The organism is Caballeronia sp. LZ019 (genome assembly GCF_031450825.1).
Classification (GTDB): Bacteria; Pseudomonadota; Gammaproteobacteria; order Burkholderiales; family Burkholderiaceae; genus Caballeronia.
This window is the reverse complement of record NZ_JARTVZ010000005.1, coordinates 1,034,813-1,048,481: the sequence shown is the minus strand read 5'-3', so window position 1 is coordinate 1,048,481 and position 13,669 is coordinate 1,034,813. Positions and strand designations below refer to the sequence as shown.

Sequence of the window (13,669 nt, the reverse complement as noted above, 5' to 3'; positions counted from 1 at the left end):
AGTCTTGCGTCGGCACGGCGCGAAGAACGCGTTTCTCTTCGCCGCGTCGTGCACACGATGTTACATTGTCAATAAATTATCAAGAAGTTATCAATACGCGTTTGTCTGGAGTGTGGCGCACGTGGGTTCCGCTAGACTCCGGTTCAATTTCCAATGGTCATCGCCATGTCGCGTCATCCTGCCAAGATTGTGTCGTCCGAACATCTCGTCTCCGAAACCAGCGCGGAACTGTCCGAGTTCGAATACGCGCTCATCATGGCGAGCAACGCGTTCAATCGATGGATGGTGCGCTGCATGTCCGCGGCCGGCGCGAAGGACATGACGGCGGTGGAAGTGTCGCTGCTGCATCACGTGAACCATCGGGATCGCAAGAAGAAGCTCGCCGATATCTGCTTCGTGCTGAATATCGAGGACACGCACGTCGCGACTTATGCGCTGAAGAAGCTCGTCGCGCGCGGCTATGTGACGAGCGAAAAGACCGGCAAGGAAGTGTTCTTTTCCGCAACGCCCGAGGGGCGCGAGTTGTGCGGCAAATACCGCGAAGTGCGGGAAAGCTGCCTGATTTCGGCGCTTCGCGAGAGCGGATTGACCAACGAGCAGATCGGCGAGGCCGCGCAACTCATGCGCAACGCGTCCGGTCTCTACGACACCGCCGCGCGCGCGGCGGCATCGCTCTGAGCGCGACCGGCGGTCAGTAAAGCGCGGCTTCGGTGACGATCGCATCGAGCGGCATGTCGTGCGATTCGCGCGGCAGCGCATCGAGCTTGCCCGCTTCATACGCGATGCCGATCGTGACCGGCTTCTTCGCGACCGGCCACGCCGCGAGCGTGCGGTCGTAATAGCCGCCGCCATAGCCCAGCCGATAACGGTCCGCATCGAAACCGACGCACGGCACGAGCAGCAGTTCCGGCGCCACGACGCGCTCCTCCTCGGGCACGGGGATTCGATAGCGGCCCGACTTCATCGGGGAATCGGCGCGCCACGCGTGGAAGGCCATCGGTGCGTGAGGCTGGACGACGATGGGCAGCGCGGCTTCTCGCGCCTCATCCGCGGCGAGCCACTCGGCGAGTACGGCGCGGGCGTCGAACTCGCCGGCCACCGGCCAGTAGAAGCCGATGCATCCGACCGCGCGTGCTTCGAGCACCGCGCGAAGGCGCGCGGCCAGCGCGGCATCGGCGTGCGCGCGGGACGGCTCTTCCTGCTGGGCTTCGCGGGCTGCGAGCAGCGTCGCTCGAAGGGTGCTTTTGGGTTCCGCGCAAACGTTGCGTGCTATGCTTTGGACCGATCTTTGGACCACCTCGCGCTCCAGTAATAACGATGTCAAAACGCCTCAACCGAGTATATCTCGCGGCCGGTTACGCTCTTGCCGCCGCGACGCTCGTCGCTTGCGCAACGGCCACCGCCGTCCCGCCGGACGCCGACTTCTCGCCGTCCTCCGACGACCGCATTTTCATGCAATTGCGCGAAGCCTCGCGCGCGAACGATGCAGGCCGCGCCGCTTCGCTCGCCTCGCAGATTCCGAATTATCCCGCGCCCGGCTACATCGAATATTTCACGATCAAGCCGCAGCTTTTCGATGCGCAAGGCCACGCGCGCCCCGACGCGCCGGACGCGCCCGTGCTCTCGTTCCTGCAGCGCTACGACGGCCAGGCCATTGCCGACCGCATGCGCAACGACTATCTCGTCGTGCTCGGCGGCCGTCACGACTGGCGCAACTTCGAGCAGCAGTATTCGCGTTTCGTGCTGAACGACGACACGCAGGTCAAGTGTTATGCGCTCGAAGCCCGCATGTCGCGCGGCGAGAACGTCGCGGATGCGGCGCGCGCGCTGCTCGTCGATCCGAAATGGTACGGCGACGGCTGCGTCGATCTGATCGCCGCGCTCGCCGAGTCCGGCCAGTTCACGAGCGACGACATCTGGCAGCAGATCCGCCTCGCCTACGAGCAGAACTACACGACGACCGGCGCGAATATCGTCGATGCGCTCGGTCAGGAAAGGCCGAAGCCCGAACTGCTGGACAATGCCGTCAGCAAGCCGCCGCTCTATCTCGCGCGGGGCGTCATGCCGAACACGCCGGCGCATCAGTTGACGCTGCTCGCCGTCACGCGCCTCGCGCGCAACGATCCGGCAATGGCCGCCGCCACGTTCAGTTCCGTCGCGCCGAGCCTCACGCCTGCCGAGCGCGCGATCGGCTGGGGCGCCATCGGCTATCAGGCGGCGTTGAAGCGCATGCCGGCGGCGGCGGACTGGTATCGGCTGTCGGCGAATGCGCAGTTGTCGAATCCTGCGTACGAATGGCGCACGCGCAGTGCGCTGCTCGCCGGCGACTGGAACATGGTGCGGTGGTCGGTCGAGCAGATGCCGCCGACGCTGCGCAGCCAGCCCTCGTGGACCTACTGGCATGCGCGCGCCGTGAAGCAGGCCGGCGACACCGCCACGGCGAATCAGGAGTTCCAGAGCATCGCGGATCAATACAACTTCTACGGCCAGCTCGCGCTGGAAGAACTCGGCCAGAAGATCACGGTGCCGCCGCGCACGACCGTATCCGATGCGGAAATCGCGCAGATGCAGTCGGTGCCGGGCTTCGCGCTGTCGCAGCGTTTCTATGCGCTCAACATGCGGCTGGAAGGCAATCGCGAATGGAACTGGCCGCTGCGCAGCATGACCGACCGGCAATTGCTCGCCGCGGCGCAGTACGCGAAGCGCATCGAACTGTTCGACCGTACTGTGAACACCGCCGACAAGACGAAGGCCGAGCATGACTTCTCGCTGCGGTATCTCTCGCCGTTCCGCGAGATCGTCGAGCGCGATGCGCAAAACACCGGGCTCGATATCGAATGGGCGTACGGGCTGATCCGCCAGGAGTCGCGCTTCATCATCAACGCGCGGTCGGAAGTCGGCGCGGGCGGCCTCATGCAATTGATGCCCGGCACAGCGCAACTGGTCGCGAAGAAGATCGGTCTCGGGCCGGTGTCGCGCGCGCAGATGAACGACATCAACACGAACATCCTGCTCGGCACGAATTACCTGTCGATGATCTACAATCAATTCGATAACTCGCCCGTGCTCGCCACCGCTGGCTACAACGCCGGTCCCGGACGGCCGAAGCAATGGCGGCAGGATTTGCGGGCGCCCGTCGAGGGCGCGGTTTTTGCTGAAACCATTCCGTTTTCCGAGACGCGCGATTACGTGAAGAACGTGCTGTCGAACACCGTGTATTACGCAGCGCTGTTCGAAGGCCGTCCGCAATCGCTGAAGGCGCGGCTGGGTTATATCGCGCCGTAAGCGCATTCACACGACGCCGCGCGTTTCGAGACGCGCGGCGGCTCGTCTTCGCATCTGTCTGCGCATCGTCAGCCGCAATCGGCAAGCCGTGATATCCAAGAGGCGAACATGCGACATCAAAACGTAGCGCTCATCGGCGGTTCCGGTTTCATCGGGAGCCATCTCGTCAACGCGCTCGTCGATCTCGGCAAGAACGTCCGCATCGCCACGCGGCGGCGCGCGAACGCGGCGCATCTGACGCTGCTTCCCGTCGATGTCCTCGAAACCGACGTGCACGATCCCGTGAAACTCGCCGGCTTCGTTGCGGAAGCGGACGCGGTCATCAATCTCGTCGGCGTGCTGCAGGGAAGCCGCGGCGACCCTTACGGCCCGGAGTTCGCGCGCGCGCATGTCGAGTTGCCGCGCAAGATCGCCGCCGCATGCGAGGCGAAGGGCGTGCGCAGGCTGATCCACATGAGCGCGATCGGCGCCGACGCGCACGGCCCGAGCATGTATCTGCGATCGAAAGGCGACGGCGAAAAACTGATCCGCGAGTCGGGTCTCGACTGGACGATCTTCCGAAGCTCGGTGGTCTTCGGTCCCGAGGACAATCTGCTGAATCAGTTCGCGTTCCTTCAGCGCATCTTTCCGGTGATTCCGCTTGCCTGCGCCGATGCGCAATTTCAGCCCGTCTTCGTCGGCGATGTCGCGAAGGCGATCGTCAATGTGCTCGACCTCGATGCAGCGAACCGCATGACCTACGAACTCGCGGGTCCGGGCGTGTACACGCTCGCTGAACTCGTGCGCTTCGCGGGCGCGACGATCGGACGGCGTGCGCGCATCATCAAGCTGCCGGAAAGCCTCGGCCGGCTACAGGCGATGACGCTGGAAATGGCGCCGGGCGAGCCGGTCATGTCGCGGGACAATCTCGATTCGATGAAGACGCCGAGCATCGCGAGCGGCCCGCTCGCGCCGGAACTCGGCATCGGCGAGCCGGCGAGCATCGAGGCGATTGCGCCGCTGTATCTCACCGGCAATTCGCCGCGTTCGCGCTTCAATACTTTCCGCGCCACGGCGCATCGATGAACTCGGAACCGCATGAAACTCGTTATCGGTGACAAGAACACTTCTTCCTGGTCCATGCGTCCGTGGGTGCTGCTCACGCACTTCGGCATTGCGTTCGACGAGACGCTGATTCGCCTTGGCCAGCCCGACACGAAAGCGAGGATTCTCGACGTCACGCCATCGGGCAAGGTGCCGTGTCTCATCACCGATAGCGGCGATGCCGTGTGGGAATCGCTCGCGATCATGGAAACGATCGCGGAAAGCCATCCGCAACACGCGATGTGGCCGCGTGACGCCGCTGCCCGCGCGCTTGCCCGCAGCATCAGCGCGGAGATGCACGCCGGCTTCGTGAACTTGCGTCAGAACATGCCGATGCAGATTGCCAATCATGCGCCCGGCATCGGTGCGACGCCGGCGACGCTTTTCGATATCGCGCGCATCGATGCAATGTGGAGCGACTGTCTCGCGCGATCGGGCGGACCGTTTCTGTTCGGTGACTTCGGCATCGCGGATGCGATGTACGCGCCGGTCGTCATGCGCTTCAATTCTTACGAGCCGGCGCTGAGCGAGGGATCGCGCGCGTATGCGCGCCGCGTGACGGAGTTGCCGGCGGTGGCTGCGTGGATCGACGATGCCCGCAAGGAAGCCGCGCGATGAATATCTACGCGGTAGGCGGCGCGATCCGCGATGAGTTGCTCGGCATGCCGGTGATGGATCGCGACTACGTGGTTGTCGGCGCGACGCCCGAGCAGATGGTGGCGCAGGGGTATCGACCGGTCGGAAAGGATTTTCCGGTGTTCCTGCATCCGCAGACGCACGAGGAGTATGCGCTCGCGCGCACCGAGCGCAAGACGGCGGCGGGGTATCACGGCTTCCAGTTCTACTATTCGCCGGATGTCACGCTCGAAGAAGATCTGGCGCGCCGCGATCTGACGGTCAACGCGATGGCGCGTGAAGTGACGCCGGCAGGCGAGCTGACGGGTCCGGTGATCGATCCGTTCAATGGCAGGGCTGATCTGGAGAACAAGGTCTTCAGGCATGTGGGCGATGCGTTCGTCGAAGATCCGGTGCGGATTCTTCGGCTTGCGCGATTCGCTGCGCGCTTTGCGGATTTCAGCGTCGCGCCGGAGACCGGGGCGTTGATGAAGAAGATGGTCGAGGCCGGCGAAGTCGATGCGCTCGTGCCAGAGCGCGTGTGGCAGGAAGTGTCGCGCGGTTTGATGGAGGCGAAGCCCTCGCGGATGTTCGAGGTGTTGCGCGGATGCGGTGCGCTTGCGCGGATTCTTCCGGAGGTCGATGCGCTTTGGGGTGTGCCGCAGCGTGCGGACTATCATCCGGAGGTCGACACGGGCGTTCATGTGATGATGGTGCTCGACTATGCGGCATCGCAGGGATTCACGTTACCGGTGCGCTTCGCCGCGCTGACGCACGATCTCGGCAAGGCGACGACGCCTGAGGATGTGCTGCCGCGTCATATCGGGCATGAGGGACGCAGTGTCGATTTGCTGAAGCCTTTGTGCGAGCGTTTGCGCGTGCCGAACGAGTGTCGCGATCTGGCGATGCTCGTCGCGCGTGAGCATGGGAATATTCATCGCGTGATGGATATGGGCGCGGCCGCGCTGGTGCGCTTGTTCGAGCGATCGGACGCGTTGCGCAAGCCGGCGCGCTTTGCGGAGGCGCTGCAGGCTTGTCTGGCGGATATTCGCGGAAGGCTCGGGCTCGAGGCGCAGCCTTATCCGCAGGCCGAGCGGTTGCGGGTTGCACTTGTCGCTGCTCGCGGGGTCGATGCCGGTGCCGTGGCTTTGAGGCTGGCTTCCGAGCCTTCCCGGATCAAGGATGCCGTGCATGAGGCACGGGTTGCGGCGGTGCAGGCTGCGGTTTTCTCCTGAATCTCTTTCATCGTCGAGCTCGTTATCGCGTCGGTCTATTGAGTCGCCCGCCCCGGGGAGAGGCGCACTAATAGACCGACACGAATACGAGTTCAACGCAAAACAAAAACACCTAAAGCGCCCGAGCAATCAAAGAAAGCAGAATAGAAAGCAAAAGCGTCAACATGAAGGGAAACGAGTACTCCCGCCCGAAGATGCGCAAATTGAAGTCCCCGGGCAACCGCCCGATGCCGAGCTTCCTGAGCCAAGGCCAGCACCCAGAAAGAATCACGAGCGCGATAAAAGTAGTGAGTACCCAGCGGATCATGGTCGAAAGAACCTAAAGCGTATGCGACCGGTCGCCCGACGAAAACGCATCGACCGTACCCGGGATACCGCGTGAAAACGCAATCACCTTGAACAACTCGCCCATCTCCGCCTCGGACAAGAGCTTCTGCACGGCATTAGCCGCAGGCAAAAAACGCTTCACATCCGCAGGATCGAATTCATTGAGCACATCCGTGATGCCGGCGTTCATCAGAAACCGCGCCTGCGATGTAAAGCCCAGCAAATCAGCACCCGTCCCCACGCCCGCTTCCGCAATGCCGGTGAATTCCACATGCGCTGTAATATCCTGCAACCCCGGATACAAAAACGGATCGGTGTGCGCACGATGCCGGTAATGGCACATCAGCGTCCCGCCCGCGCGCTGCGCATGATAAAACTCGCGGCGCGGAAAACCATAATCGATAAAGAACGCCGCCCCGCGCACGAGCATCGTGCAAACGGTTTTCGTGAATGCAAGCGCGGCCTCATGCGTCTCCGTCAGATATTCGGCGAAAGGCTCGTCATTGGTCTCATCGATGGCTTCATCGATCAAACGGATCGGCTCATCGACAGAAAGAGAACAATCCTCGAACCCAAAGCCATCGTCCCGGACAACGACGCCCCGCTCGTGCCACGCGCCCAGCTTGCGCACCACCAGACGCACCGGCATCGCGTCGAGCACTTCGTTGCCGATCACCACGCCTTCGAACGCATCGGGCAACGCATCGAGCCATTCGACCTTCGCGGCGAGCGCGGGCGCTTGCGCCGTCAACGTCTCGCGCTGCCGATCGCGCAGCTCGCCCGATAGATCGACAATCGAGTAACGCTCGACGTCCACGCCGAGTTCCGCAAGCGCCGACAGCAGCCCTGACGCGAGCTTGCCCGTGCCGGCGCCGAACTCCATCAGAGCTCGCGTGCCGCTTTCCCGCAACGCCTGCGCCACCGGCCGCGCCAGCGTCTTCGCGAACAAGGGCGACAGTTCGGGCGCCGTCACGAAGTCGCTGCCGTCTTCCGCGCGACGGCCGAACTTCATCGCACCGCCGCTGTAGTAGCCAAGGCCGGGCGCGTACAGCGCCAGGTCCATGTATCGGTCGAAGGGAAGCCAGCCGCCCGCCGCCGCGATGCGCTCGCGAATCAGGTGAACCAGCGCCTCGGACTGCGCGAGCGCGTCGGCGCCCGGAGCAGGTAAACTATCGGATCGTTGAGCATTCGGATTCATCCCAGCATTGTAAATGAGCGCTTCCTCGCCGTTTTCCCCCGCAAATCCGCCTGTTTCCCGCTCCGGGGAATCGCGTCCACGCGCCGTGCTCGTGACGGGCGCAGGCAAACGCATCGGGCGGGGCATCGCGCTGGAATTCGCCCGCCAGGGATGGAACGTCGCGGTTCACTACGGCCAGTCCGAACGCGAAGCACGCGAAACCGTCGCGCAGATCGAAGCGCTCGGCCGCCGCGCGGTCGCCCTCCAGGCCGATCTCGCCGATGAAGCCGCCGTCGCCCAACTCGTGCCCGCGTGCGTCGAATCGTTCGGCGGGCTGCAGTGCGTGGTGAACTGCGCGTCGCGCTTCGACGAAGACACCGCCGCGAACTTCGGCTACGCGAAGCTGATGCAAATGACCGCGGTGAATCTCGCCGCGCCGCTCACGCTCGCCCGCACGCTGCACGAAGCGACGCCCGACGACGCCGCCAACGACGACGCGCGCCGCGGCGTCGTCATCAACGTGCTCGATCAGAAGCTCTACAACATGAACCCGGATTACCTCTCGTACACGCTGACGAAGGCCGCGCTCGACAATGCGACCGTCGCGCTGGCGCAGGCGCTCGCGCCCAGGCTGCGTGTCGTCGGGCTCGCGCCGGGACTCACGCTCGTCTCGGCGTGGCAGACGCCCGCGTCGTTCGAGGCGGCGCATCGCGTGACGCCGCTCGGGCGCGCATCGACCGTCAACGATCTCGCGCAGGCCGCGTGCTATCTGGCGAACGCGCACGGCGTGACCGGCACGACGCTCGTCGTCGATGGCGGGCAGCATCTCGTGCCGAGCCCGCGCGACGTGATGTACATGATCGACGCGCAAAAGCCTTAACCTTGGAACCCCACACATGCTTGCCGCTCTCTCGCATCCCCGGCTGACCGATTGCCGGCGGCTTTTCCTGCGCAATTACGAAGTGCGCATCAACATCGGCGTGCACGACTTCGAGAAGCGCGGCGAGCAACGCGTCGTGATCAACGTCGAGCTGTTCGTGCCGCTCGCGCTGTCCACACCCGTCGCTGACAAGCTCGCGGAAGTCGTCGATTACGATTTCATGCGATCCACCATCGCGGAGCGCGTGAAGCGCGGCCACATCCATCTGCAGGAAACGCTCTGCGACGACGTCGCCGCCGCGCTGCTCGCGCATCCGAACGTCCGGGCCGTCGCGGTATCGACGGAAAAGCCCGATGTCTATCCGGACTGCGACGCGGTCGGCGTCGAAGTCTTTCGCATCAAAGAGGAACGAGCATGAACGCGCGTGAAGCCATCGACCACGTAGAAGAAGAAAAGCCCGCGCGCGAAGCCATGACGAAGCGCCAGCAGAAAGAAGCCTACGAGAACAACAAGCTGTTCAAGCGGATCGCGCGGCAGGTCGGCCAGGCGATCGGCGACTTCAACATGATCGAGCAGGGCGACAAGGTAATGGTCTGCCTGTCCGGCGGAAAGGACAGCTACGCGATGCTCGATATCCTCATGCGCCTGCGCGAGCGCGCGCCGATCGACTTCGATATCGTCGCCGTCAATCTCGATCAGAAGCAACCAGGCTTTCCGGAGCATGTGCTACCGGAGTATCTGTCGAAGCTCGACATTCCGTTTCATATCGAGAATCAGGACACGTACAGCATCGTCAAGCGGCTCGTGCCGGAAGGCAAGACGACGTGCTCGCTGTGCTCGCGGCTGCGGCGCGGCATTCTGTATCGCGTGGCGGGCGAGCTCGGCGCGACGAAGATCGCGCTGGGGCATCATCGCGACGACATCCTGCAGACGCTTTTGCTCAACATGTTCTACGGCGGCAAGCTGAAGGGCATGCCGCCCAAGCTGCAATCGGACGACGGCAGGAACGTCGTCATCCGTCCGCTCGCTTACCTGAAGGAAACGGACCTCGAGAAATACGCCGAACTGCGCGAATTCCCGATCATCCCGTGCAATCTGTGCGGCAGCCAGCCGAACCTGAAGCGCGCGGAAATGAAGGCGCTGATCCGCGAATGGGACAAGCGTTTTCCGGGGCGCGTCGAGAACATGTTCAACGCGCTGTCGAACGTGGTGCCGTCGCATCTGATGGACAGCGCGCTGTTCCCGTTCGCCAGCCTGCGCGCGACCGGCGAGCCCGATCCGCAAGGCGACATCGCGTTCGACGAAGAACCGTGCGCGAGCGAACCGTCAGGATCGTCGAAGGCCATTTCAATTGTCCAGTTCGACGACCTGTAAAAGCTCGTCCGACAAGGCCGGGCGTGGTTTCGGGGCGCCGTTTCGGACAAGTTCGCATGCTATATTGGCCCGACCTCAAACCCGGCTTCAACCTGCAAGAAACTCGCGATGAACATCGTCATCCTCGCTGCCGGCATGGGCAAGCGCATGCGCTCCGCCCTGCCGAAAGTACTTCATCCCCTGGCGGGCCGGCCGCTGCTGGCACATGTCATCGAAACGGCGCGCACGCTGTCGCCTGCGCGTCTGGTGGTCGTCGTGGGACACGGCGCGGACAAGGTCCGCGAAGCCGTCGGCGCGCCCGACGTGCAATTTGCCATTCAGGACAAGCAACTCGGCACCGGACACGCCGTGCAGCAGGCGCTGCCGCTGCTCGATCCCTCCGTGCCGACGCTCGTGCTCTACGGCGACGTGCCGCTCACGCGCGCCAGCACGCTGAAGCGCCTGCTCGACGCGGCCGGACCCGAACGCTACGGCGTGCTCACGTTAACGGTGGATGATCCGAGCGGCTACGGCCGCATCGTGCGTGACGCGGGCGGCGCGGTGCGAAAGATCGTCGAGCAGAAGGATGCGAGCGAAGAAGAACGGCGCATCGCGGAGATCAACACGGGCATCGTCGTATCGCCGACGCGCACGCTGGACGCATGGCTCGCGTCGCTCAAGAACGACAACGCTCAAGGCGAGTTCTATCTGACCGATGTCGTCGAGCGCGCGATCGAGGCCGGCGTCGAAGTCGTCACGGCGCAGCCCGACGCCGAATGGGAAACGCTCGGCGTGAACAGCAAGGTTCAGCTCGCGGAACTGGAGCGCGTCCATCAGCGCAACGTCGCGCACGCGCTGCTCGAAGCCGGCGTGACGCTGGCCGATCCCGCGCGCATCGACGTGCGCGGCACGCTGGAATGCGGCGCGGACGTATCCATCGACGTGAACTGCGTGTTCGAAGGCCGCGTGACGCTCGCGGACAACGTGAGCATCGGGCCGAACTGCGTCATTCGCGATGCATCGATCGGTGCGGGCACGCGCGTCGATGCGTACACGCATATCGAAGGCGGCACGACGGGCGCGAAGGTCGTGCTCGGACCGTACGCGCGGCTGCGTCCGGGCGCGGTGCTCGGCGACGAAGCGCACGTCGGCAACTTCGTCGAAGTGAAGAACGCGGTGATGGGTCACGGCGCGAAGGCGAACCACTTGAGCTATATCGGCGATTCCGATATCGGCGCGCGCGTGAATGTCGGCGCGGGCACCATCACCTGCAATTACGACGGCGCGAACAAGCATCGCACGATCGTGGAAGACGATGTGTTCATCGGCTCGGACACGCAACTCGTCGCGCCGGTGCGCGTCGGGCGCGGCGTGACGATCGCGGCGGGCACGACGGTCTGGAAGGACGTGGGCGAAGGCGAACTCGTGCTCAACGAGAAGCGCCAGGTCAGCAAGACGGGCTACGTTCGCCCGACCAAGAAGAAAAGTTGAAGCGCGCTGGGCCGTGCCGAAAGGCGCGGCCTTCTCATTGGTGCGTTCGGTTCGGATATCAAAGGAAAACGCCATGTGCGGAATTGTCGGCGCGGTTGCGCAACGTAACATCGTCCCGGTGCTCGTCGAAGGTTTGCGGCGGCTCGAATATCGCGGCTATGACTCGTGCGGCGTCGCCGTATTGAGTCATGGCGAGCCGCGCCGCGCGCGCAGTGTCGCGCGCGTGTCGGATCTCGACGCGCAAGTGAAGGAAACGGACCTCGCCGGCATGACGGGCATCGCGCACACGCGCTGGGCGACGCACGGCGCGCCCGTCACCGACAACGCGCATCCCATCTTTTCGCGCGATACGGTGGCGCTCGTGCACAACGGCATCATCGAGAACTACGAGTCGCTGCGCACGATGCTGCGCGACAAGGGTTACGAATTCGTCTCGCAGACGGATACCGAAGTCATCGCGCATCTGATCCACAGCATGTATCGCGGCGATCTCTTTCAGACCGTGCGCGAAGCCGTCAAGCAATTGCACGGCGCGTATGCGATCGCGGTGATGCACAAGGATCAGCCGCATACGGTGGTGGGCGCGCGCCAGGGTTCGCCGCTCGTCGTCGGCGTGGGCGAGGGCGAGAACTTCCTCGCCTCCGATGCACTCGCGCTGGCGGGCAGCACCGATCGCTTCGCGTTCCTGGAAGAAGGCGATGTCGTCGAAATCGCGCTGGATGGCGTGAAGATCGTCGATCGCCAGGGCTTGCCCGCCGAGCGCGAAGTGCGCGTGGTGACGGCGTATGGCGGCGCGGTGGAGCTCGGGCCGTATCGCCACTTCATGCAGAAGGAAATCTTCGAGCAGCCGCGCGCGATCACCGACACGATCCCGCAAACGGACGGCTTCGATCCGGTTCTCTTCGGCGAGAACGCGAGGGATGTGTTCGCGGGCATCGACAGTCTGCTGATTCTCGCGTGCGGCACGAGCTATTACTCGGGGCTGACGGCCAAATACTGGCTGGAGTCGATCGCAAAGATTCCGACGCAAGTGGAGATTGCGAGCGAGTATCGGTATCGCGAGTCGGTGCCGAATCCGAAGGCGCTGGTCGTCGTCATTTCGCAATCGGGCGAAACCGCCGATACGCTCGCCGCGCTGAAGCACGCGCAGTCGCTCGGCCACGCGCATACGCTCGCCGTATGCAACGTCGCAACGAGCGCGATGGTGCGTCAGACGGAGCTCGCGTTCTTGACCCATGCGGGAACGGAGATCGGCGTGGCGTCAACGAAAGCGTTCACGACGCAGCTCGTCGGCCTGTTCGTGCTGGCGGTGACGCTCGCGAAGCTGCGCGGCCGCGTCGATGCGAAGCAGGAAGCCGCGTATCTCGGTCAATTGCGCCACTTGCCGGCGGCGCTCAATAGCGTGCTGGCGCTGGAGCCGCAGATCATCGCTTGGTCGGAAGAGTTCGCGCGCAAAGAGAATGCGCTGTTCCTCGGGCGCGGGCTGCATTATCCGATCGCGCTGGAAGGGGCGCTGAAGCTCAAGGAGATTTCGTATATTCACGCGGAGGCGTATCCGGCGGGCGAGCTGAAGCACGGGCCGCTCGCGCTCGTGACGGAAGCAATGCCGGTCGTGACGGTCGCGCCGAACGATACGCTGCTCGAAAAGCTGAAGTCGAACATGCAGGAAGTGCGGGCGCGTGGCGGCGAGCTGTACGTGTTCGCCGATGCGGATACGCGCATCGTCAGCGAAGACGGGATTCATGTCATCCGGATGCCGGAGCACTACGGGGCGTTGTCGCCCATCCTGCACGTGGTGCCGCTGCAACTGCTCGCGTATCACACGGCGTGTGCGCGCGGGACGGATGTCGATAAGCCGCGGAATCTGGCTAAGTCGGTGACGGTGGAGTGATGTCGTTGCGGGTGTAGTTGGATGCAAGCCAGGAGCGCCTCTTCCGAGGCGCTTTTTTATTGCTGCACGCAGTCCGATTCCGCGTTTACCTGTGGACAACCCTGTAAACACCCGCCGCGTAAACTGTTCACCCTTTCTGCATAACCCGCCGTCTCGCTGGAATGACTAAAAGTTGTCCTGGCTTCGCGTGGAAATCCGCTGACAAATACCGAAGTTGTTTACTCGGCAAGTCATTGACGCAAAACGAGCGAAGGGGGTTATCCACTGAAACGGCGCGGGCTTGTTAACTACTACCACGTATACATACGAATCCTTTTGTTTACCTAGAGACG

General features: G+C 63.6%; 13 protein-coding genes. 10 read left to right on the top strand and 3 right to left on the bottom strand.

Translation table 11 applies throughout. From position 1 onward, the window contains the following. Window positions 1–165 precede the first annotated feature (165 nt). Complete coding sequence (locus P9255_RS18350; RefSeq protein ID WP_309763823.1) at window positions 166–678, top strand: winged helix DNA-binding protein; 513 nt, start codon at window positions 166–168, stop codon at window positions 676–678. Window positions 679–691: 13 nt separating this feature from the next. On the opposite strand, the gene P9255_RS18345 is transcribed toward P9255_RS18350, so the two are convergent. After that, window positions 692–1,309, bottom strand: coding sequence for a 5-formyltetrahydrofolate cyclo-ligase (locus P9255_RS18345; protein WP_404980440.1), 618 nt, complete (start codon window positions 1,307–1,309; stop codon window positions 692–694). A gap of 8 nt (window positions 1,310–1,317) precedes the next feature. Between P9255_RS18345 and P9255_RS18340 the strand changes: the two genes are divergently transcribed. From P9255_RS18340 to P9255_RS18325, 4 genes are all read left to right on the top strand, one after another. After that, window positions 1,318–3,285, top strand: a complete 1,968-nt coding sequence (locus tag P9255_RS18340) for a transglycosylase SLT domain-containing protein (protein WP_309763825.1) — start codon at window positions 1,318–1,320, stop codon at window positions 3,283–3,285. A gap of 108 nt (window positions 3,286–3,393) precedes the next feature. Beyond that, window positions 3,394–4,350 carry a complex I NDUFA9 subunit family protein gene (locus P9255_RS18335; protein WP_309763826.1) on the top strand — a complete coding sequence of 319 codons (957 nt, stop codon included), beginning with the start codon at window positions 3,394–3,396 and terminating at the stop codon, window positions 4,348–4,350. A gap of 12 nt (window positions 4,351–4,362) precedes the next feature. Beyond that, a complete protein-coding gene (locus tag P9255_RS18330; RefSeq protein ID WP_309763827.1) occupies window positions 4,363–4,986 on the top strand; it encodes a glutathione S-transferase family protein in 624 nt (207 codons plus the stop codon). Continuing rightward, a complete protein-coding gene (locus P9255_RS18325; protein WP_309763828.1) occupies window positions 4,983–6,218 on the top strand; it encodes a multifunctional CCA addition/repair protein in 1,236 nt (411 codons plus the stop codon). The genes P9255_RS18330 and P9255_RS18325 overlap by 4 nt, the downstream gene beginning before the upstream one ends. Before the next feature lie 112 nt (window positions 6,219–6,330). On the opposite strand, the gene P9255_RS18320 is transcribed toward P9255_RS18325, so the two are convergent. Both P9255_RS18320 and P9255_RS18315 read right to left on the bottom strand, forming a co-directional pair. After that, window positions 6,331–6,525 carry a DUF2905 domain-containing protein gene (locus P9255_RS18320; RefSeq protein ID WP_309790212.1) on the bottom strand — a complete coding sequence of 65 codons (195 nt, stop codon included), beginning with the start codon at window positions 6,523–6,525 and terminating at the stop codon, window positions 6,331–6,333. A 12-nt stretch (window positions 6,526–6,537) separates the two neighbouring features. Then, on the bottom strand, window positions 6,538–7,743 hold the full coding sequence (locus tag P9255_RS18315) for an SAM-dependent methyltransferase (protein WP_309763830.1): 1,206 nt from the start codon (window positions 7,741–7,743) through the stop codon (window positions 6,538–6,540). Between the two features lie 13 nt (window positions 7,744–7,756). Between P9255_RS18315 and P9255_RS18310 the strand changes: the two genes are divergently transcribed. From P9255_RS18310 to glmS, 5 genes are all read left to right on the top strand, one after another. Continuing rightward, window positions 7,757–8,602 carry an SDR family oxidoreductase gene (locus P9255_RS18310; protein WP_309790211.1) on the top strand — a complete coding sequence of 282 codons (846 nt, stop codon included), beginning with the start codon at window positions 7,757–7,759 and terminating at the stop codon, window positions 8,600–8,602. Window positions 8,603–8,618: 16 nt separating this feature from the next. Next, window positions 8,619–9,020: a dihydroneopterin aldolase gene (locus tag P9255_RS18305; protein WP_035962310.1), complete on the top strand. Its 402-nt coding sequence runs from the start codon at window positions 8,619–8,621 to the stop codon at window positions 9,018–9,020. Next, window positions 9,017–9,976, top strand: a complete 960-nt coding sequence (gene ttcA, locus P9255_RS18300) for a tRNA 2-thiocytidine(32) synthetase TtcA (protein WP_309790210.1) — start codon at window positions 9,017–9,019, stop codon at window positions 9,974–9,976. The genes P9255_RS18305 and ttcA overlap by 4 nt, the downstream gene beginning before the upstream one ends. Window positions 9,977–10,084: 108 nt before the next feature. After that, window positions 10,085–11,446 carry a bifunctional UDP-N-acetylglucosamine diphosphorylase/glucosamine-1-phosphate N-acetyltransferase GlmU gene (glmU, locus tag P9255_RS18295; protein ID WP_309790209.1) on the top strand — a complete coding sequence of 454 codons (1,362 nt, stop codon included), beginning with the start codon at window positions 10,085–10,087 and terminating at the stop codon, window positions 11,444–11,446. A 73-nt stretch (window positions 11,447–11,519) separates the two neighbouring features. Further along, entirely contained in the window at window positions 11,520–13,337 is a 1,818-nt protein-coding gene (glmS, locus tag P9255_RS18290) for a glutamine--fructose-6-phosphate transaminase (isomerizing) (protein ID WP_309763834.1), read from the top strand. The last annotated feature ends 332 nt before the right edge of the window (window positions 13,338–13,669 follow it).